The organism is Synechococcus sp. Nb3U1, assembly GCF_021533835.1.
In the GTDB taxonomy this organism is placed as follows: domain Bacteria; phylum Cyanobacteriota; class Cyanobacteriia; order Thermostichales; family Thermostichaceae; genus Thermostichus.
Window position 1 is genome coordinate 1726541 of record NZ_JAKFYQ010000001.1, and the last position, 21683, is coordinate 1748223.

Here is a 21683-nt window from a genome sequence, read left to right on the forward strand (position 1 = left end):
CTGAAGCTCTTTCAGGGCATTCTAGAACCAGATGGTCGCAAGGGATCCCCACTATGGTCAGGCTTTTGGTGGTAACTGCAGTGGTATTGGTCGGTTTTGTGGTGGTGAATCGCCTTTATCGCAACCCCTTTAGTTCCGAACCAAGGCCAGAGCAAATCAGCCCGGAAGCCGCTCAACAAGGGATCCCGCAGGGTGCGCCGATGGAGATCTATCAATCTCGTGAACAGCTACAGCAAAACCTGAACCAGAGCGTCAGTGGCACCCAGCAGCAGGTGGAAGCCATTGAGCAATCCCTCGGCAATCCTTGACCCATAGCCTTTATCTGAGTTTCGGGCCAGTGTGGCAGCTTTCGTAATGAAGTCCAGAAGATCCTGTTCAACTGGGCTTGGGTGGATCCCCCAAACGCGCTAAAGTCAAGGATGCCTGAATCGATTGTGTTGATTGCTCATGCGGATCCCTCCTGTCACCCCAGCAGATGCTGATAAGCAGCTCCAAAAAGTTTACGAAAGCCTAGAAAAAGTCTATGGCACAGCCCTCAACCCCCTGCAGGTGATGGCCCACAAGCCGCAACTGATGCGGGCGGTAATGACCCTATATGGGGCGCTCCATGCAGAAAACCCAAACCTACCAGAAGAGCTCAAAGAGCTGGTCAGTATTCGCATCTCTCAAATCAATGGCTGTCGGCACTACTGCCTGCCCTACCACACGCTACAGGCACAAAAATACGGCGCTACCCCTGCCAAAATTGCGGCGGTTGCCCAGTCCCGCACTAGCACTCTCTACACTGAGGCAGAAAAACTGGCGATCGAGTACGCCGAACGGATGACGGTGCCCAGCATGGTGGTAACCGACAGCTTCTTTGCCCAATTAAAAGCTATTTGGTCAGAGGCGGATCTAGTGGAGTTGTCGGCGCTGATCGGGTTTATGAACTTTTGGACCAAGGTGATCGCTGCCTTGGATGTGCCTTTGGATCCGATTTTTGCCGAGCAGTTGCATAGTTCTTAGTAAGTCTTAGTACGCAGCAGGGATCCCCTTGTTGAGTCTCCTAGGCCCAGTCATCTCGTTTGCTAAAGCTGCGGTCATACACCTGTCCCCGCTCATGAATTTTGCGAGTTTGAGCAAACAGGTCTTCTTCGCTCATGCCCCACTGCTGCAGGATCTCATCTAGATCCCGTTGCAGATCCCGTGCCCCCGGAAAGCCTTGGTAACGGATGCGCAAACGGGCCACCTCCGCTAGTACCCAATCGGAAGGGGGCTGCTCCTGCGCACGAGCCATCACTTGATTGAGCAAATCGCGGTCGGTGGCATATTGCGGGTGCTGTTGGTCGCGCAGGGAGGGGCTGCTGCTTCCCGACGACGAACTGGATGCGGCCATAAGTAGCTGTAGGTAGCTGTGTTTTCGCTTTGCCCAACCACGTTAGCCCAAGCCAGGTGGATCCCTGATACCAAGGATTGGGATCCCTGATGCCTGCGGATGTCAGTGGAGTGAAGCCAAAGCCGTTATACTACAGATGTTGCGGATCATGAACTTTCTCAGTTGCGGAGGCGGCGGCTATGCACATGCCCATGATCGAGACTCGTGCCGACCGGATGTTGCTTAACTTTGGGCCGCATCATCCCTCCATGCACGGGGTCTTGCGGTTGCTGGTTACCCTCGATGGCGAAAACATTGTCGATTGCGAACCTGTCATCGGCTACCTGCATCGGGGTATGGAGAAAATCGCCGAGAACCGGACGGTGGTGCAATATCTGCCCTATGTCTCCCGTTGGGACTACGGCGCAGGCATGTTCAACGAGGCGATCACCGTCAATGCCACCGAGAAACTGGCCGGGGTGAGTGTACCGAAGCGGGCTAGCTACCTGCGGGTTATCCTCTTAGAGCTGACTCGCATCACCAACCACCTGCTTTGGTTCGGCCCCTTTTTGGCGGATTTGGGCGCGCAAACGCCCTTTCTCTATGCAATGCGGGAACGGGAGTGGATTCTTGACCTATTTGAAGCCGTCACCGGCATGCGCCTGATCAACAACAACTATTTCCGAGTTGGCGGTGTGGCGGTGGATCTGCCCTACGGTTGGACAGAAAAATGTCTAGATTTTTGTGAGTATTTCCTGCCCAAGGTGGATGAGTACGAGCGGCTGGTCACTAACAACCCCATCTTCCGCAAGCGCCTGGAAGGGGTAGGGGTCATTTCCAAGCAAGATGCGATCAACTGGGGGCTGTCGGGCCCGATGCTACGGGGATCCGGCGTGAACTGGGATCTGCGCAAGGTGGATCACTACGAGTGCTACGACGACTTCGACTGGGAGGTAGCGGTTTCGCCGGAAGGGGACTGCCTCTCTCGCTACCGGGTACGCATGAAAGAAATGCGCGAGTCCTGCAAGATTGTGCAGCAGGCGGTGCGATCTCTGCCGGGTGGCCCGTTTGAAAACCTAGAAGCGAAGCGGATGATGGAGGGGCCCAAATCCGAGTGGAACAAGGGCGACTACCAGTTCATCAGCAAAAAGCCCTCCGCCAACTTCAAGATTCCTAAGGGGGAGACTTATGTGCGGGTAGAGAGTGCCAAGGGGGAGCTAGGCATTTATATGGTCGGGGATGACAATCCCTGCCCTTGGCGCTGGAAAATTCGCCCGCCCGGTTTTATCAATTTGCAGGTATTGCCGCAGCTGATCCGTGGGATGAAGGTGGCGGATATGATCGCGATTCTGGGCAGTATCGACATTATTATGGGCGAGGTGGATCGCTAAGATCAGTCCAGGAAAGCGAGGATAAGCGCGATGGTCTGGGCGCTCTTGGTTTTGCCACTACTAATTGTGGCTGCTGCGGTAGTCATTATCGGCCCGAAGCAATGGGCCAAGCACCAAGAGGAAAGACGCCGCCGTGCTGAACAGCTTTCTGATGCTCGTCTTAATGCCATCATTCAGCAGGAGCTACGCCGCCAAAGTCGTCCCCCAAACTCGGAGCCGGAAGGGAAAAGATGACCTCCTGAAGGGATCCTAACCTCTCCTCTGCAACTGCTATTTTCTATTTTCCAGGGAGCAACCCAACCGCATGATGAACACTGGTATTGACCTACAACTTGGCTTTGAGACCGCCCTTCAGAACTTGGGCTTGGGAGCCGGTGTGGCCCATGCTCTCTGGATGCCCTTGCCGATGTTGCTGCTGATCCTCGCCGCCACCTTAGGGGTGATGGTGATGACTTGGCTGGAGAGGAAAATCTCAGCAGCAGCCCAACAGCGCATTGGCCCGAACATGGCCGGCCCTCAGGGGGTGCTGATCCCGATTGCCGATGGCCTGAAGCTGCTCGCCAAAGAGGATGTTCTGCCGATTTTGGCAGATCCGATCCTATTTACCCTAGGGCCGGTGCTGGTATTCCTGCCGGTCTTTTTGTGTTACTTGGTGGTTCCCTTTGGCCAAAACCTGTTGATCTCTAACATTGCCATCGGCGTGTTTTTCTTGATCGCCATCTCCAGCGTGCAGCCGATTGGCTTGCTCATGTCGGGGTATGGCTCCAATAATAAGTACTCGCTGTTGGGAGGGTTGCGGGCGGCGGCCCAGTCGATTAGCTATGAGCTACCGCTGGCTTTGTCAGTGCTAGCGGTGGTGCTGATGAGCAACGGCCTCGATACGGTAGGGATTGTCGAGCAACAGAGTGGGTTGGGCATTCTCAGCTGGAACGTTTGGCGGCAACCGATTGGCTTTGTGATTTTCTTGATCTCTGCTCTGGCGGAAACGGAGCGGATCCCGTTTGATTTGCCGGAGGCTGAAGAAGAATTGGTGGCCGGCTACCAAACCGAGTATTCCGGCATGAAATTCGCCCTCTTTTACCTGGGATCCTATGCCAACTTGCTGCTGGGGGCCTTGATTGCAGCGGTGTTGTATCTGGGGGGCTGGTCATTTGTGGTGCCGGTGGAAACCCTTGCTGGAGTTGCAGGGATCCCTTTGGATAACCCTTTTCTACAGATTGGCGCGGCGGCCCTGGGCATTGTCATGACGATGGTGAAAGCGTTTATCTTCGTGTTTCTGGCCATCTTAGTGCGTTGGACGTTGCCACGGGTGCGGATTGACCAACTGCTGGATTTGGGTTGGAAATTCTTGCTGCCGATTTCGTTTGTCAACTTGCTGTTGACAGCAGGGCTGAAGCTGGCTTTCCCAGCCTTTTTCGGTGGTTGAATGAAGGGTGAGAGAGGCAAGAGAGAGAAGGAGAACAGGGCTATGACTTTTTTGAAGCGCGTCAGTGACTATGTGGGCGATGCAGTGAATGCCGCCAAATACATTGGCCAGGGTATGGGGGTGGTTTTTGACCATATGGGTCGGCGCCCGGTGGCGGTGCAGTATCCCTTCGAGAAGCTGATCCCGTCCGAGCGCTTCCGGGGGCGTATTCACTTCGAGTTTGACAAATGTATCGCCTGCGAAATCTGCGTGCGGGTGTGCCCGATCGATCTGCCCGTGGTGGACTGGGCCTTTAACCCGGAGCTGAAAAAGAAAGAGCTCTACAGCTACAGCATCGACTTTGGGGTGTGCATTTTCTGTGCCAACTGTGTAGAATTTTGCCCCACCAACTGTCTCTCGGTGACAGAAGATTACGAGCTGGCTGCCTACGACCGCCACGACCTCAACTATCACCAGGCGGCGATGGGCCGGCTGCCCTCTAAGGTGACGGAAGACCCGATGGTCACGCCACTACGCGAGTTTGCCTATCTGCCCAAAGGGGTGATCGATCCGCACGAGTTACCCGCCGGATCCCAGCGGGCAGGCAGACGACCTGAAGAGATTTTGGCCGAAATGCGAGCCGCCAAAGCAGCAAAAGAAAAGGAAGCCAAGCCTGCTGCTGTCAAATAGTGCTGGAGACAGGTGTGAAGTACCCGACGCTATGGCTTGCTTCCCGCAGGGTTGCTCTGCCTACAGCGCGGGCTTCTCTGATCAACCGCGACAGCCTCGGAGAGGGTAGACTTACGCCTTAGGTCTTACATCGCGTCCTAGAGCAGCAGCCCCACCTCCTGAGGCCGAAATCCGCAAGCCTTCATTTCTTCTGATATTAATCTCTGCGTTGATGTCCCTATCATGCCGTTCTTGGCAGTGAGGGCAGACAAACGAGCGCATCGATAAATCCATATTTTCTAGCGGTAGCAGCGTATTTGAGCAAAGATGAGAGCTTGGGAAGAATCGCCCAACCTCCAGGTACACTTTACCTTCAAACTCTGCTTTGTATCTGAGCATGGTGCAGAACTGCCCCCAGCCAACATCCTTGATTGACTTGGCCAGGTTGTGATTCTTGACCCTATTCTTAACCGCTAGATCTTCCACCACAATCACTTGGTTTTCGTTCACTATCTTGCGGGATAGCTTGTGATGAAAGTCTTCTCTCGCTCTGGCAATTTTGGCATGAACCTTAGCAACTCTGATTCGTGCTTTGTTTAGATTTTGACTACCTTTCTTTTTTCTAGACAGCTTGCGCTGCTTCCGTTTCAGGTTGCACTCATGCTTCTTGAGATGCCTTGGATTGGCAAACTTAGAACCATCAGAAGTAACAGCAAAGTCTGTCAACCCCAAGTCAATCCCAATCGCTTTTCCCTCACTGGAAGATTCAGACTTTTCTATGCCGTCCTCTACCAGTAGCGATGCAAAGTATTTTCCATCTGGCATCTTTGACACCGTGACAGTCTTCAATACTCCCTCAATCGGTCGGTGAATCTTGGCTGCAACAACCCCCAGAGAACCAGGGAACTTAATCGCAGACTCAGAAGTTACTGTGACGTTTTGGGGAAACTGAACAGACTGGCGATGATGCTTCGATTTGAAATTGGGATACTTCGCCCTACCTGCAAAGAAGTTCTGGAATGCCTGAGACAGATTCAGTACCGATCACTGTAAACACTGTGAATAAGATTCTTTCAGCCATTCATGCTCAACTTTCAGCACTGAGATTTGTTTCTTCATGTTGAAAGCAGAGATTCCCTTACCTGTCGTTTTTTACGTTTCCGTCATGATAGACAAGCAATGATTCCACAGCCATCGCGTACAACCAAAATGCTTGGCTAGCGTGATGGACTGCTCATCAGTGGGATAAATTCTGACCTTAATTGCTTTCAGCATACCTCTATATCATCACAAACCTAGCATTGTGATAAAGAATCATCTGTTGAGAGGCAGGGATAGTTTGTTCCTTCGCTTCGCTCAGTCATGCGGCTCTCATCCCGACGCTGACCTTTCAGGTACAGTGCGGGGCTAGGAACGACCTGCGGTCTACCCGCTTAATAGCTAAATAGGCCTCTTGGTCTTTTCCTCTGATTTGGAAAAGGCTGCCACAGGCACTCAAGAGGATACGGCTACCGTCTTGGCTTGGGTCAAATTCGTCAATTCTGTACCCTCTTCTGAAGGCGGGATCACTTGCCAGAACTGAGGTAGATAAGTTTCCCAATCTTGCAGGATCCGTTCCGCTTTCGGGGAATTGGTGAGGCGATAGTGCTCTTGAATGAGTCCCTTCAGTTGGGCCTCTGCCGCTGCCGTCTGCACCCGTTGGATCCGTACAATCTCCCCATTCACCTTGGCAGGGAAGTTGCCCTGTTCATCCAGCACATAGGCCAAGCCCCCCGTCATGCCAGCCCCCAGGTTGCGACCCACCCGGCCCAGCACCACCACCACGCCGCCGGTCATGTACTCGCAGCAATGATCGCCGGATCCCTCGATCACCGCCTGGGCACCCGAGTTGCGCACTCCAAAGCGTTCCCCTGCTTGCCCGTTGGCAAACAGATAGCCCCCCGTCGCCCCGTACAAACAGGTATTGCCCAAAATCACGTTTTGCGAGGGATCCCGTTGCGCGGCGGCGGGGGCTAGGAGGACGATCTCACCCCCACACATGCTCTTGCCTACGTAGTCGTTGGCTTCCCCCGTCAGGGTAAGACGCATTCCCGCTAGAGTAAAGGCCCCAAAGCTCTGCCCAGCGCTGCCGACAAAGCGCAGATCCAACTGCCCTCCCTGCTGGGCAAAGCCTGTATCGCCATGCAGGCGGGCTATGGCTCCGGCAATTCGTCCGCCCACACAGCGATCCGTGTTGACGATCGGGGTTTCCAGAGTCGCCGTACCACAGGTTTCTAAAGCCTTTTGGGTCTCCGGTTTTGCCAGGAGCTCGTCATCCAGCACTGGGCCGTTGGAATGTACCGGCTCATGTTCCAACCAATCCGGTAGGGTTTTGGCCTCGGTGACAGGGATCCCAAGCAAACAATCCAAATTCAAGGAATTCGTTTTTTCCAGCCGCGCATCGGCCCGAGGGCACAGCAGCTCCACCCGCCCGATCACCTCTTTCAGGGAGCGATAGCCCAGTTGGGCCAAAATTTGGCGCACCTCATCGGCAACAAAGGCAAAGAAGGTCACCACATGCTCTGGGGTGCCGGGGAAGCGCTTGCGCAACTCTTCTTTCTGGCTGGTCACCCCGACGGGGCAATTGTTGGTGTGGCAGACTCGCGCCATAATGCAACCTTCGGCGATCATGGCCACGGTGCCAAAGCCAAACTCCTCCGCCCCCAGCATGGCCGCCATCACCACTTCCCAGCCGGTGCGAATGCCGCCATCCACCCGCAAAATCGAACGATGCCGCAGGCCATTTTCTAGGAGCGCACTGTGAACCTCTGCCAGACCCAGCTCCCAGGGCACCCCGGCATGCTTGATGGAACTCAAGGGTGAAGCGCCTGTCCCCCCTTCATGCCCAGAGATTTGGATGATATCGGCGTTGGCTTTGGCCACCCCAGCAGCCACCGTACCGATGCCAATTTCCGAGACCAGCTTCACCGAAACTTTAGCCTGGGGATTCACTTGGTGTAGATCAAAAATCAGTTGGGCCAAATCCTCGATCGAATAAATATCGTGGTGGGGTGGCGGCGAGATCAAGGTCACCCCCGGTTTGGAGCGCCGCAGCTTGGCGATGTAGGGGCTAACCTTTTTGCCCGGCAGTTGCCCCCCTTCCCCCGGTTTAGCCCCCTGAGCCACTTTGATTTCAATCTGCTGGGCATTGATCAGATATTCTGGCGTCACCCCGAAGCGACCGGAAGCCACCTGCTTGATGGCCGAACTGGCGTTGTCCCCTGCCTTCAGGCCCTTCAGATGGGGAAAGCGAATGGAAGTTCCGTCGGCAACGACATCCGTGATGGTGAGATACCGCTCCGGATCCTCGCCGCCCTCGCCGGAGTTGGATTTACCACCGATGCGGTTCATGGCAATAGCCAAGGTTTCGTGGGCCTCGCGGCTGAGGGCACCCAAAGACATACCCCCTGTAGCGAAGCGTTTGAAAATTTCAGAAGCGGGCTCCACCTCCTCCAGAGGAATGGGATCCCGGTCGCTCTTAAAGTCCAACAGATCCCGCAGGGCGGTGGGGGTGCGGCTCCGCAAATGGGCCTTGTAGGTTTCGTAGTGGGCGGGCTGACCGGATTCGATGGCTTTGTGCAGCAGCTTGGCCATTTCCGGGCTGTTGATATGGTATTCCCCTTTGGGTCGGGCTTGAATGAAGCCAAAGTTTTCCAGCTTCTTCTGGCTCAACTCCGGGAAAGCCCGCTGGTGGTTGAGCATCCCTTCTCGGGCTAAATCCGCCAGGGTCATGCCCCCCACCCGCGACACTGTACCTCGGAAAGCGATATCAATCACCTCTTGGCTAAGGCCGATGGCTTCAAAGATCTGCGCCCCGTGATAGCTAGACAGCAGGGAAATGCCCATTTTGGAGAGAATCTTGAGCAACCCCGCCTCGATCCCAGCTCGGTACTTCAGTTGCACCTCCGGTAAAGAAAGCCGGGGCAACTTGCCGGATCCCATCTGGGTTTGGGTTTTAGGTTTGTGCCACCACTGCCGCACCGATTCATAGGCCAAATAGGGGCAAATGGCACTGGCCCCGTAGCCGATCAAACAGGCAAAGTGATGGGTACTCCAGCATTGGGCGGTTTCCACCACCAGCGAGGTTTTTAGACGCAGGCCCTGCTGGATGAGATGATGATGGATCGCTCCTACCGCCAATAAGGGCGGGATCAAAGCCTGCTCGGCATTCAAACCTCGGTCAGAGAGAATCAGAATTTCTGCCCCGGACTGTACAGCCGCTACGGCTTCCTCACACAGGGATCCAAGGCGAGCTCTTGAGCCTTGTGGGCCATCGGCAACTGGGTAGAGAATCCCCAGGGTTTCACAGGGGAAAGGTGTGTGCTTGAGGGCTTCTAGCTCAGCTTCGTTGAGCACCGGGCTACGCAACTGTAGCAGGCGGGCATTTTCTGGGCGGATCTCCAGCAGGTTGCCCTTAGCCCCTAGATAGACATCCAAGGACATCACCAAACTTTCCCGCAGTGGGTCAATAGCCGGGTTGGTGACCTGGGCAAAGCGTTGTTTGAAGTAGTCGTAGAGAGGATGAGGTTGGGTGGAGAGCACCGCCAGGGGCGCATCATCTCCCATGCTGAAGGTGGGCTCCTTGCCCGTGGCCGCCATATCTTCGATGATCATCTCCACATCTTCTAGGGAGTAACCGAAGGCGGTTTGGGCCTGTAGCAGTTGTTCCTCCAAGAGGTGGGGGGTATTTTCAAACCCTTGGGCACTGAGCTCGACGCGATGGGCCTTTAGCCAGTCGCCGTAGGGATATTGGGCCGCCACTTGCGTTTTAATTCCCCAGTTCTTGCACAGCTGCCCGCTCTGCAGATCCACCGTCAGCATTTGCCCCGGGCCTAGCCGCCCTTTTTCCAGGATCTCCGCTTCTGGAAAATCCACCACCCCTGCTTCCGAGCCAACGGCGATGACCCCATCCCGGGTCACCGCATAGCGAGCCGGGCGCAGACCATTGCGATCCAAGGTGGCCCCGATTGTTTTGCCATCGCAAAACACCACCATCGCCGGGCCATCCCAAGGTTCCTGCAGCCCCCCAAAGAACTCGTAGAAATCCACCACTTCCGGGTGATCCTGCAGTTCTGGCTGATGGCGGTAGGCTTCCGGGATCAGCACCATCATCGCCTGCTGGGTGGAGTAGCCCGATTCGATCAACAGCTCAAACACCGCATCCAGCCCTGCCGAGTCGCTGGTGCCGGGGTCAATAATCGGCTTCAGATCCTCCACCTCCTCCCCCCAAATCGGGTGGGAAAGGGTTTGCTGACGGGCCGCCATCCAGTTGACATTGCCCAGGTAGGTGTTGATCTCGCCGTTGTGACAGAGGTAGCGAAAAGGTTGGGCCAAGGGCCAGCGGGGTAGGGTATTGGTGCTAAAGCGGCGATGATAAGTGGCGTAGGCGGTGGTGTAGAGGGGGTTTTGCAGATCCCGATAAAACTGCCCCAAGACCGCCGATTGCACCATGCCCTTGTAGACGATCACCCGGCAGGATAAAGAGGCAAAGTAGAGGGAGTAGAAGCCAAACTGCGCCTCCACCTGTCGCCGAATGCGCCGCCGCAACAGATACAGTTGGTGCTCCAGAGCATCTCCCCTCAAGCTGGGGTGGGTGAGGATCAGCTGCCAAATCGAGGGCATGGTCTGCCGGGCCATTGGCCCCAACCGGGCGGGATCCACCGGCACCGGTCGCCAAGCCACCTGTCGCCATTCGGTGTTGGCCAAATAGCCATCGATCAGATCCTGAACTGCCCGGGATTCCCCCTCCTCTTGGGGCAAAAATACCATGCCCACCGCACTGTGGGCGGGATCCAGGGATCCCACTTCCGCCTGAATCAAGGGCCAGGGGATCGCCGTTGTAATGCCTGCCCCATCCCCGGTTTCGTTATCACCGCCACAGCCGCCCCGATGTTCCATGCAGGTGAGGGCCGTCAGAGTTTTCTGCAACAGCTCATGGCTGGCTCTTCCCTGCTGATCCACCAAAAAACCCACCCCACAGGCATCCCGCTCTTGAAAGTGCCAGCTTTCGTTCAGGATGGGAACTGTAATCTGGGAATGATGAGGATTCATAGGGGTAGAAGCAGTCTGGAATAAACCCACACGTTTAGATGTGGAAAACCAGCATATCTCAATCCAATCCGACAGGAAAAGGGGACAACCCCAAGTCAGGGCTGGACTTCGCCGATATTGCAACAAAATGTTTCAGGATGTCCAGACAACCAAAGAAAGGCAAGGAAATGCTCGTTATGAACAGATTTTTTGAGTTTTTCTTCCTCGCCTTACTCAGAAGAAGTTGGAAAAGGTGTCTTGTAAATCCGAGAGCAGATCGTTAAAGCAGGTGAGTCGATCTCCTGTGGAGTCCACCATCGTCAGGTCGGCTCGCCCCGTTGCGCCTTCTGCTCCGAGGAGGGGTACGCTCAGACGGTTCGGGTCAGCCGGATTGCGGGAAACGCGAATCACAGAGCGATCCCGATTGAATTGATAGGCTTCTGCCACATAGCGGATCGGGCCGCTTAAGCCGGGAGTCACCTGTAGCCCAGGAGCCGGCAACAAATCCACTAGCTCTGTGAAACTGCCACTTCTGAGGCCAACCACAGCCGCAGCTCCTAGTTGATTGCAAATGGCGATGAGGACAGGTTCTTGTTCACTGGCCGTGAGGTTGGCTAAGGTCACCGTAACACTGGCCCGGCTACCGGCAGGAGGATAGGTGACTTCAAAGGTGGAACCAAGGGCATTGCCCAGTTCATCGCGGGCACGGAAGCGAAGCCGGCCGGTATAAGGCAGGATCGAGGAGAAATAAAGACCAAAGCGATCGCTGGGGCCGCGTCCAGGAATATTGGTTTGATCAGGTACATAGGCCAGGGCAGCGCGGGCTTGCCAATTGTTGGGTGGAGCATAGGGCAGCAGGGAGCCACTTTCAAAGCTGGGAGGTTCTTTGGGGGGCAGATCTGGCTGGCCGTCCCCGTTCAGGTCGAGGCCATTGCCCAAAAAGGCGACCGAGCGCTGCAGCAGGATAGGACGGTTCTGATTGTCCAGGAGGGGATCCTGTTCTTCTGCCAGACCAAGATTATCCACATAGACATTGAAGGGACGATTCAGGATTTGATTGTCTCGTTGCCGGCGGATGTTGAACTCCAGGTAGGCTCCCACTGCGCCTGCTGCTGTAGATCCGCCAGTAATCTGAAAATCATCTGCCCGCAAAAAGACATTTTCCAGGGGGGCCAGGGGAGTGGTTCCCTCACCACACCCTGCCAAACCCAAAACTAAGGTTGCCAAAGCCGCGAACGGCTGCCACTGCTTGATGCCATTGCCTGCGCCGTCACAGCATAGAAACACGGGCCGGAAGGCACGCTTTTGCTTCACCATTCATCTCCTCTCCACAACAGACACTCTGGTGACGGTCTGACCCGACAGATTGCTTTTAAGGAGGGTTGAGAACCCACCCGCGACCCCACCTGACCCACTATATCGTGAGCCTAAGTCTGGCTCCCATCGCTTCCCTAACCGCCTAGGATGAGAGTGAATTTGGGCTGCCCCTATGATTAAGCTGCTGCACCTTTCCGATATTCATCTGGGCAGTGGCCTAGCCCACGGCTACATTAACCCGGCTACCGGCCTAAATACCCGTTTGGAAGATTTTGTGGGTTCCCTGAGTCGTTGCATCGATCATGCCCTTGAGCGGGCGGTGGATCTGGTGCTGTTTGGCGGAGATGCCTTTCCCGATGCCACCCCCCCACCCCTCCATCAAGAACTCTTTGCCCAACAATTTCGCCGCTTGGCCGACGCCGGGATCCCGACGGTGCTTTTGGTGGGTAACCATGACCAGTACGGGCAGGGACAGGAGGGTACCAGTCTGGCCATCTACCGGGCTTTGGGGGTGTCTGGGTTTATTGTGGGCGACCGGCTGCAAACCCATCTGATCGAGACTCGCAGCGGCCCCGTCCAGGTGACCACTCTGCCCTGGCTGAACCGCTCCACCCTACTCACCCAACAGGAGAGCCTGGGGCTTAATGCCGAGATCCTTGCCCATCAACTGCTACAGCGCCTGCATCTAGCTCTGGAAGGGGAGATCCGCACCCTGCAGCCCGGGATCCCGGCGATTTTGTTGGCCCATGTGATGGTGGAAACGGCTCGTTATGGGGCCGAACGACATCTTTCCGTGGGTAAGGGGTTTACGGTGCCCCTCTCGCTGCTGGCCCGCCCTGCTTTTCAATACGTGGCCTTGGGACATGTGCATCGCCATCAGGTGGTGTGTCGGGATCCCTTGATGATCTATCCGGGCAGCATTGACCGGGTGGATTTCGGCGAGGAAAAGGAAGAAAAAGGCTGTGTATTGGTGGAGGTCACCGCCGCCGGGGCTAGCTACGAGTTCTTGCCCCTGCCCACCCGCACCTTTCACACCATTCGTTTGGATTTGAGCGCGGAGTCCCCAGAAAGCAGAGATATTCAAGCCAAAATTTTGGCAGCCATCGCCAAAGCTCCGGTGACAGGATCCATTTTGCGATTGATTTATCGCCTCCGTCCGAACCAACTGGAGCTCATCGATGAGCGTGCCCTCCACAACGCTCTTGCCCCCGCCTTCAGCTACACCATTGCCCCAGAGGTGATTGGCCCCCAGCGCCCCCGCCTGCCGGGGTTAGATCCCAACCAACTGGAACCCCTGACCACCCTGGAGCAATACTTAGCTAGCCGCAGCGACTTAGCCCCTTTGCGCAGTGATCTGCTGGCCGCCGCCCGTCAATTGTTGGAAGAATCGGCGGATCCTTTACAAGAATGGGATTGGGATCCCAGCTCGGAGAGGTTGGAAGAAAAGACTCAACCGGAAGGGCAACAGTTGCGGTTGTTGTGAAGGGATCCCGATAGAGTATCCTTGACCATCCCAACTCCAGCTTATGCCGTCGACCCCAAGTGATCCGGGTCACTTCAAAGGAAAGAGGATCCACAGAAACTGAAATTGGGTTGAAGACGTTGACAACGACGGTATCAGCTCACTTACAGGGAACCATTCGGGCTGGTAGACCTCACACTGCCAGTCCTTTTTTTGGCTATACAGCTGCCTGCTATCAGGAATCCTTAGTCATTCACGAGATTTTCACCTTCTTTTTTTAGCTTGTTTACAGAAGACAAGTGACCGATTGCTATGGGCAAAGGTGACTGACTTGTACAGGAGGAACTTATGCAAGAGCAGCTAGCCTATCAAAACAAAATGCGCTCTCAATTGAATGAGATCATCGCACAGATCGAGAATTAGAAGCCTCTGTGAAACAAACTGAGGATGAGGCCAAAAATAAGCATCTTGAGGCTCTGAAGCTCAAGTGTGAAGACTTTGAACAGAAATTGCGCTCTCTCCAAAACAGTACTGGCGAAGCTAAGGCTTGGGGGGTGGTGTAGACCTCCGAACCCCCATTCCAAAAAAAGGGATCCCGGCCTAGGGTCGAGATCCTTTTCTAGTTTTGGTTGTTGGCTCCAGATTGTCTCTCAGGAGTTGGCCTAAGCAGTCTGGGCTTCAGTGCAAGTAGGTATAGGCCCGCAGATTGTCTTCAAAGTGCTGCTGCAAAGAGCGCGCCTCCGACAGGCTAATCTGCCCCTGTTGCAGGGCGGCTTCGGTGGCGTGATGGAGGGTTTCCGCCAGATCTTCACTGTTGTATTGCACCCAGCTCAGCACCTCGCTGATCGTGTCCCCTTTGATCACCTGAGAAACATGGTATCCTCCCGGACGGGAGCGGATATGGACAGCGTTGGTATCGCCGAACAGGTTGTGCAGATCCCCCAAGATCTCTTGGTAAGCGCCCCCCAGAAAAACCCCCAACAGGTAGGGATCCCCATCCGGATCGTGCAGAGGTAGGACGGAGGTGATCTGCCCATCATCTCCGAAAAAGCGGTTGATCTTGCCGTCGCTGTCACAGGTGAGATCCGCTAAGGTAGCCCACTGGCGTGGCTCCTGATCAAGACGGTGGATCGGCATGATCGGGAACACCTGATCGATGGCCCAGCTATCTGGCAAAGATTGGAACAACGAGAAATTGCCGTAGTAGATGCTGGCCAACATCTCGTCAAGATCCAACAGATCGACCGAGACCGGATAGCCCGCTTGGTGTTGTTCGTAGGCGAGGGTGCAGATCTTGTCGGAGCAATTCCAGAACAGCCGCTCCACTTGTGCCCGCTCTTGCAAGCTCAGGGATCCTTCCGTGAACTGGCGCAGGGCAGCATCCTTGAGTTCCTGGCAGCGGCGGTAATCGGCAGTCAGGCTGTCCGGCTGGATCTCGTAGTAGAGCTGGTTCAGCTTTTGGATCACCTCTGCAGAGGACTCCGTCCCGCTTGCGCGGTCGGAGGTGATCTCCGTGGGCATCGGGTAGGGGCTGGCGGCGTTGATATCCTGCACATCGAACACCAACACCGACTGATGGGACATCAAAGCCCGCCCACTTTCAGTCACCAAAACTGGCGGCTGGAGCCCGTGGGGTTCTAGGGTGGTCAACACCGTCTGTACCACGGTAGCGGCGTAGTCTTCCAGGCTGTAGCTCTGGGAAGAGTGATTGGTGGACTGGGTTCCGTCGTAATCAATGCCCAAGCCGCCACCAATATCTAGGTAGCCCATCGGGGCACCCAATTTGGCCAGTTCGATATAGATTTGGCTGGCTTCCCGTACCGCCCGCCCATGCACACTGACCGTCGAGATCTGGGAACCGATGTGGTAGTGCAACAGCCGCAAGCAATGCAGCTTACCCGCTCCCCGCAGACGCTCCACCACCTGCAAAATATCCGTAGCCGTAAGGCCGAACTTGGCCCGATCCCCGGCGGAGGTACCCCAGCGCCCAATTCCTTGCGCCGAGAGCTTAGCCCGCACTCCCAGAATGGGATCGATGCCCAACTTGTCGGCAGCCTCCAATACCAGCTCCAGTTCCTGCAGCCGCTCCAGGACGATGATCGGGGTGCGCCCCAATCGCTGCGCCAATAGGGCTGTTTCCATAAAGTCACGGTCTTTGTAGCCGTTGCAAACCAGCAAAGCCTCGGGAGTATCCAAAAGTGCCAGCGCGATCAGCAGTTCCGGCTTGGATCCGGCTTCGAGTCCAAAGTGGTAGGCCCGCCCATGGCTCACCACTTCCTCGACGAGGTGGCGCTGCTGGTTCACCTTGACGGGATAAACCCCGCGGTAAACATTCGGGTAACCGAAGCGCTCGATTGCCTGCTGAAAACTGCCACAAATGCGCCCGATCCGATCCGCCACAATTTCCGGGAATCGGATTAACAAAGGCAACTGCAAGCCGCGTGCCACCAAGTCTGTTACCAGTTTGTGCAGGTCAATACCTGACTCCTGCTGCTGCATGCCTTGTGGGGTAACCTCCACATGACCGGCGGCGTTGATACGAAAGTAGGGATCCCCCCAACCTGAGATGCGATAGAGCTTTTCGCTGTCTCGCAGTGTCCAGGGAGAACGAGTCAAAGTCGGCATAGTAGTCCCCCAGATACCGAGATGTGAACAGCGCAGGATTTCTGCACAGAAACTACAATCTATTGCCTTTTTCTGGAATATGTCAAGATTTTTCCTGAGAAGAACTGCTCAGGATCAAAACCGGCTAAGCCTTGCTAGGCAAGGACTTGGCTTAGGGATCCCCGTTCACTTGCTTGCCCATCAAACTCCTTCGTACTCGCTAAAGCTCTGTTTTACGTTGATTTGCTCGCAAAAACTCTATTTTTCGCGTTATCACCAGAGGATTGATTTGGATCCCAACATTCACCCAAAACCGCAGCGTATGGCGGGAGCATCCGAAAGATGGGGAGGAGATCTAGAGCAACCGCGATTTCCATCTGGCTGGCAGAGGCAGGTTAACCGACGCTTAATGTGACGGGCGTAAAGTAGCAAAGTCAACCAAAACTACTGAAGGAGTCTCTGGGCAATGCTAAGGCGGATGATTGCAGGATCCCTGTTGCTGAGCTTGGGTCTGGGGAGTCTGGTCACAGCTCAGACCAGTGCTGCGGTTAAGGGAGAATTGATCGATACTCTCGAAGATCTGGGTGGAGCAGAGATGCTGGCAGTCTCCAAAGATGGCACCTTCACTGTGGTGGTTGGGGGGAGTACGGTGACACTGGTGAACATCGGTGAAGACAGCCTTTCTGTGCAAGGCACCTATGAGTTGGTAGATGCGTTTCTCCCTGAAAACTCCACCGCAGCCGAACTCACCGGCCTCTCCATCAGCCCGGATGGAACCTTTGTGCTGGTTGCCGTTAAAGATGATGACGAGGCAAACCTAGAAACCTTTGATGAAGTCTCTGGCAAAGTCTTGGCCTTATCTTTGCCAGACCTAGAGGTGATCGGTCAAATACAGGTGGGGCGCGGCCCGGATTCAGTTGCCATTGCGCCCAATGGCCAGTTTGCGGTGGTTGCCAACGAAGACGAGGAAAACGAAGAGGATCTCACCAATCTGGAGAACCGCCCTGGAACCCTCTCGATCATCGACCTGCGCAATGGGCCGAGGCTGATGAGCCAAGTAGAAATTCCCATCCCACCCGAAGGGATCCCGTTTTTCTCCCATGACCCGCAGCCTGAAACTGTGCGCATCCCTGCCGATAGTTCCTTTATTGTTGCCACCCTGCAGGAAAATAATGCTATTGCTCGCGTTGATGTTCCCGCCGAATTGCCAATCCCTTTGCGAGCGGATGCCTTTACGGTTACCACTTTCGATGCCGGGATCCGCACCGGCCTGGGGCTCACTGAAGACAAAGTTGGAGAAGGGAAGTGTCGCTCCAGCGCCTACAATCTGGATGATCGTACCGAATTCACCTCCGCCCGCGAACCCGACGGCATTGCCATTACTCCCGATGGCCGTTACCTAGTCACGGCTGATGAGGATAATCTGACTGCGGTCAACGGGCAAACCCACGCGGGTGAACCCATCAGTCCTCACGGCACTCGCAGCATCAGCGTTTACGATGCCCAAACGGGAACCTTTTTGGGAGACAGCGGCAACAGCATTGAAGAAGCCATCATCGCGGCTCAACTGCCGATGCGTTGCAACAGCAAAGGCCCTGAACCGGAAGTGGTGAGCGTCGGCGTCGTGGGAGATCGTACCCTGGCTTTTGTGGCTATCGAACGCTCTGATGCCCTCACCATTCACGACGTCACCGACCCAAACAAGATTGAGCTGTTGGATACTGTGCTCCTCAACCCCAGCCTTGTCGGGCAAGATAAGTCCGCCGAGCTAGAGCCAGAAGGGATCGAGGTCATTTCGGGGCGCAACTTGGTGGTGGTGTCCAACCCTGAGGGTGGCAGCCTCAGCTTGGTGCGGATCACAGCCGAGTAACTGCAACGGATTTCCTGAAATTTCTTGACATCTCCAACAACCCCAGACAAAGATCGGGGCGGTGACACCGGAGATCGACGATGGCCCAACTGCCCCGTTTCCGTCGCCGTGAAGTGGTCTTGTCTTTGTTGGCCGCGACCGCCAGCTTAAGTGCCTGTCAAAGGGGATCCCGTTCTAGCCCACCCACCCATAGCAGTGGGGATCCCATTGTTCGCTCTAGCCGCGACTTTCTGTTGATCAATGGGGCAGGGGCCACCTTCCCCGCTCCCCTTTACCTGCGCTGGTTTTCCGACTACCGCCAGGTGGATCCGCAACTGGAGATTAACTTTCAACCGGTAGGCAGTGCCGCCGGGATCCGCCAATTCATCGATACCACCCTGGATTTTGCCGCCAGCGACGTGGCCATGACCGACGCCGAAATTGCCGAAGTGGCGCGGGGAGTGGTGATGATCCCGATGACGGCCGGTAGCATTGCCGTGGGCTACAACCTGCCTGGGATCCCCTCTGGGCTGAAGCTCTCCCGGTCGGTTTTGGTGGATATCTTCCGGGGTCGCATCACAGCGTGGCGGGATCCGCAACTTGTGGCTCTTAACCCCGACCTAGAGATTCCCGACTTGCCAATCGAAGTGTGCTATCGCTCCGATGGCAGCGGCACCACCGATACCTTTACCCGCCACTTGGCTGCCATTGATCCCACCTGGGAATCCGCAATTGGCGTGGGCATGTCCTTGGAGTGGCCGGTGGGCATTGGGGTGAAAGGCAATGAGGGCATGAGCGCCCAAATGCTCCTCAGCGAAGGGGTGATTGGCTACGTAGAATCGGTTTATGCCCGTGACCTGGATCTATCGGTGGCAGCCCTAGAGAACCAGTCTGGCCAATTTATTCTGCCTACCCCCGAGTCTTCAGCCTTGGCTCTCCAAGAAGTGAACCTGCCAGAAAACCTGCGGGCCTTTATTCCGGATCCGGTTGGGACAGAAGCCTACCCGATCGTTACCTACACCTGGGTTTTGGCCTATCGCCAGTACCCGGATCCCGCCATGGCCGAAGGCCTGCGAGCGGTGCTGAGCTGGGGTCTCACCGAAGGGCAAGCGCTGGCCCAAGAGTTGGGCTATCTTCCCCTGGCTGAGTCGGTGGTGGAGCGGGGGCTAGCAGCACTCCAGCAGATTCAAGGCTCCTAATAGGCATCCGTAGAGGTTGGGATCCCTTAGTCCAGCAGCCGAGACCCCTTTTGCGCAGGTACGGAGATCCGTAACTGGCGCGAAACCAACACGCCCGAAATGGGCGGCATTCTCGCCCTGGAGGGGATCCCTGGCTGGCTAGGATCGACCCAGAAAACGGTTAAACATTCATGGATTAGCTGCCCAAGCTACTTCACACACCGGATGAGCTGGCGGCGGTAACCGGAGCGATGCATTAAGAGGAGAACAGAAAGCTGATGGGGAAAGTCGTAGGAATTGACTTGGGCACAACCAACTCGGTTGTCGCCGTGATGGAAGGTGGTGTCCCCACCGTAATTGCCAATGCTGAGGGCACCCGTACCACACCCTCGGTGGTCGCCTTCACCAAAGACGGGGAGCGGCTGGTGGGTCAGATGGCCCGTCGCCAGGCGGTGCTCAACCCCGAAAACACCTTTTACTCAGTCAAACGGTTCATCGGGCGCAAATACGATGAGCTGAATGCCGACTCCAAGCGCGTCGCCTATCGCGTATTGCGGGATGAGCGGGGCAATGTGAAAGTATCTGCCCCGCGCCTGAATAAAGAGTTTGCCCCGGAAGAAATTTCGGCCATGGTGCTGCGCAAGTTGGTGGATGAAGCCAGCCGCTACCTGGGCCAGACGGTAACTCAAGCGGTGATCACGGTACCTGCCTACTTCAACGACTCCCAACGGCAGGCCACCAAAGATGCCGGGAAAATCGCTGGATTGGAAGTGCTGCGGATCATCAACGAGCCCACTGCTGCCTCCTTGGCCTATGGTCTGGACAAACGCAACAACGAAACCATCCTCGTGTTCGACTTAGGGGGTGGCACCTTTGATGTGTCTGTGCTGGAGGTGGGGGACGGCGTATTCGAAGTAAAATCCACCAGCGGCGATACCCAGTTGGGTGGGGACGACTTCGACAAGAAGATCGTGGACTGGATGGCCGACCAGTTCAAGCAACTGGAGGGGATTGACCTGCGCAACGATCGTCAGGCCCTCCAACGGCTGACGGAAGCGGCCGAAAAAGCCAAGATTGAGCTCTCCAGCGTTTCCGAAACCACCATCAACCTGCCCTTCATCACTGCCACTGCTGACGGGCCGAAGCACCTGGAGTTGAAACTCTCCCGTGCCCAGTTTGAAAACATCTGTGCCGACCTGTTCGAGCGCTGCAAAGGCCCGGTCGAACAAGCTCTGCGGGATGCCAAGCTGACCAAGTCCGACATCAATGAAGTGGTACTGGTGGGCGGATCCACCCGCATTCCGGCGGTGAAGCAGTTGGTCAAAGATCTGCTCGGTAAAGAACCGAACGAGACCGTTAACCCCGACGAAGTGGTGGCTGTGGGTGCTGCTATTCAGGCGGGCGTGCTGGCAGGGGAAGTTAAGGATGTGCTGCTGCTGGATGTCACCCCCTTGTCTTTGGGTGTAGAGACCCTGGGCGGTGTGGCCACCAAGCTGATCCCCCGCAATACCACTGTGCCCACTCGCAAGTCCGAAACCTTCTCCACCGCTGAAGACGGGCAAACCTCCGTGGAAATTCATGTGGTGCAAGGGGAACGGGAAATGGCCCGCGACAACAAATCCCTGGGCCGCTTCAAACTGGATGGGATCCCACCTGCCCCTCGCGGTGTGCCGCAAATCGAGGTCACCTTCGATATCGACGCCAACGGGATTCTGAAGGTGACTGCCAAAGATAAGGGCAGCGGCAAAGAGCAGAGCATCTCCATTACCGGAGCCTCTACTTTGGATAGCAAAGAAGTGGAGCGCATGGTTTCAGAAGCGGAGAAATTCGCCTCAGAAGACCGCGAACGTCGGGAGAAAATCGAGCGGCGCAACAAAGCCGATTCTCTGGCCTACCAAGCGGAGCGTCAGTTGAAGGAGCTAGGAGACAAGATCTCCACCGACAAGCGCACCAACCTGGAAACTCTAATCCGGGAGTTACGGGATGCCATTCAGCGGGAAGACGACAGTGCCATCCGCACCAAGGAAACTGCCCTGCAAGAGGCCCTTTACGCCATGAGCAGCGAGCTCTATCAGCAGCCTGGTAGCTCTGGCGCCGGCCCCGACGGTGGTTTCAGCGGTACTGCTAGCCCCGGGGGGAGCGACGATGTGATCGATGCCGACTTCACTGAAACCAAGTAGGTAGACCCCAAGGGATCCATCCACGGCCTCAGTCGGGGTGGATCCCGTCCCTAGCCTGATAATGGGAAGAGACGGGATAGGCGATGGGGTCTAACCCGCCTTCTGCTCTTTCTTCATCTCAGTTGCCCGCTAGCTTGAGGGATCCTGTTCCCTTGACAAACGCAGCAGATCCTAAAGATCTCTTCTCTACGCTGACTAACCTGCG

The 21683-nt window shown here is 55.9% G+C and carries 16 protein-coding genes; 10 read left to right on the forward strand and 6 right to left on the reverse strand.

Annotation, left to right across the window (positions count from 1 at the left end; all coding sequences use genetic code 11):
- Window positions 1–53 precede the first annotated feature (53 nt).
- The gene (locus tag L1047_RS08105) at window positions 54–308 is read left to right on the forward strand and encodes a hypothetical protein (protein WP_235278370.1); all 255 of its coding nucleotides are present in this window, start codon (window positions 54–56) and stop codon (window positions 306–308) included.
- Between the two features lie 139 nt (window positions 309–447).
- Complete coding sequence (locus tag L1047_RS08110) at window positions 448–1005, forward strand: carboxymuconolactone decarboxylase family protein (protein WP_235278371.1); 558 nt, start codon at window positions 448–450, stop codon at window positions 1003–1005.
- 40 nt (window positions 1006–1045) lie between these two features.
- Here L1047_RS08110 and L1047_RS08115 read toward each other — a convergent pair whose 3' ends face one another.
- On the reverse strand, window positions 1046–1375 hold the full coding sequence (locus tag L1047_RS08115) for a DUF3288 family protein (protein WP_235278372.1): 330 nt from the start codon (window positions 1373–1375) through the stop codon (window positions 1046–1048).
- A gap of 185 nt (window positions 1376–1560) precedes the next feature.
- Between L1047_RS08115 and L1047_RS08120 the strand changes: the two genes are divergently transcribed.
- The 4 genes from L1047_RS08120 (at window position 1561) to ndhI (ending at window position 4840) form a co-directional block, all read left to right on the forward strand.
- Window positions 1561–2745, forward strand: coding sequence for an NAD(P)H-quinone oxidoreductase subunit H (locus L1047_RS08120; protein WP_235278907.1), 1185 nt, complete (start codon window positions 1561–1563; stop codon window positions 2743–2745).
- 30 nt (window positions 2746–2775) lie between these two features.
- Window positions 2776–2979 carry a hypothetical protein gene (locus tag L1047_RS08125; protein WP_235278373.1) on the forward strand — a complete coding sequence of 68 codons (204 nt, stop codon included), beginning with the start codon at window positions 2776–2778 and terminating at the stop codon, window positions 2977–2979.
- Between the two features lie 73 nt (window positions 2980–3052).
- Window positions 3053–4171 (forward strand): NADH-quinone oxidoreductase subunit NuoH, encoded by a 1119-nt coding sequence (gene nuoH / locus L1047_RS08130; RefSeq protein WP_235278908.1) that lies wholly within the window; start codon window positions 3053–3055, stop codon window positions 4169–4171.
- A gap of 42 nt (window positions 4172–4213) precedes the next feature.
- On the forward strand, window positions 4214–4840 hold the full coding sequence (gene ndhI / locus L1047_RS08135) for an NAD(P)H-quinone oxidoreductase subunit I (RefSeq protein WP_235278374.1): 627 nt from the start codon (window positions 4214–4216) through the stop codon (window positions 4838–4840).
- A gap of 111 nt (window positions 4841–4951) precedes the next feature.
- Here ndhI and L1047_RS08140 read toward each other — a convergent pair whose 3' ends face one another.
- From L1047_RS08140 to L1047_RS08155, 4 genes are all read right to left on the reverse strand, one after another.
- Entirely contained in the window at window positions 4952–5857 is a 906-nt protein-coding gene (locus tag L1047_RS08140) for a transposase (RefSeq protein WP_328286061.1), read from the reverse strand.
- A gap of 114 nt (window positions 5858–5971) precedes the next feature.
- Window positions 5972–6094, reverse strand: coding sequence for a helix-turn-helix domain-containing protein (locus L1047_RS08145; protein WP_235278375.1), 123 nt, complete (start codon window positions 6092–6094; stop codon window positions 5972–5974).
- 219 nt (window positions 6095–6313) lie between these two features.
- Window positions 6314–10909, reverse strand: a complete 4596-nt coding sequence (gene gltB / locus L1047_RS08150; RefSeq protein ID WP_235278376.1) for a glutamate synthase large subunit — start codon at window positions 10907–10909, stop codon at window positions 6314–6316.
- Window positions 10910–11122: 213 nt separating this feature from the next.
- Window positions 11123–12205, reverse strand: a complete 1083-nt coding sequence (locus L1047_RS08155; protein ID WP_235278377.1) for a hypothetical protein — start codon at window positions 12203–12205, stop codon at window positions 11123–11125.
- Window positions 12206–12377: 172 nt separating this feature from the next.
- On the opposite strand from L1047_RS08155, the gene L1047_RS08160 reads away from it, so the two are divergent.
- A complete protein-coding gene (locus L1047_RS08160; protein ID WP_235278378.1) occupies window positions 12378–13688 on the forward strand; it encodes a metallophosphoesterase family protein in 1311 nt (436 codons plus the stop codon).
- Between the two features lie 657 nt (window positions 13689–14345).
- On the opposite strand, the gene speA is transcribed toward L1047_RS08160, so the two are convergent.
- Window positions 14346–16292, reverse strand: a complete 1947-nt coding sequence (speA, locus tag L1047_RS08165; RefSeq protein ID WP_235278379.1) for a biosynthetic arginine decarboxylase — start codon at window positions 16290–16292, stop codon at window positions 14346–14348.
- A gap of 445 nt (window positions 16293–16737) precedes the next feature.
- Between speA and L1047_RS08170 the strand changes: the two genes are divergently transcribed.
- From L1047_RS08170 to dnaK, 3 genes are all read left to right on the forward strand, one after another.
- The gene (locus L1047_RS08170) at window positions 16738–18141 is read left to right on the forward strand and encodes a hypothetical protein (RefSeq protein ID WP_235278380.1); all 1404 of its coding nucleotides are present in this window, start codon (window positions 16738–16740) and stop codon (window positions 18139–18141) included.
- A gap of 80 nt (window positions 18142–18221) precedes the next feature.
- On the forward strand, window positions 18222–19319 hold the full coding sequence (gene pstS, locus L1047_RS08175; protein ID WP_235278381.1) for a phosphate ABC transporter substrate-binding protein PstS: 1098 nt from the start codon (window positions 18222–18224) through the stop codon (window positions 19317–19319).
- Window positions 19320–19576: 257 nt separating this feature from the next.
- Window positions 19577–21478 carry a molecular chaperone DnaK gene (gene dnaK, locus L1047_RS08180; protein ID WP_235278382.1) on the forward strand — a complete coding sequence of 634 codons (1902 nt, stop codon included), beginning with the start codon at window positions 19577–19579 and terminating at the stop codon, window positions 21476–21478.
- Window positions 21479–21683: the final 205 nt, after the last annotated feature.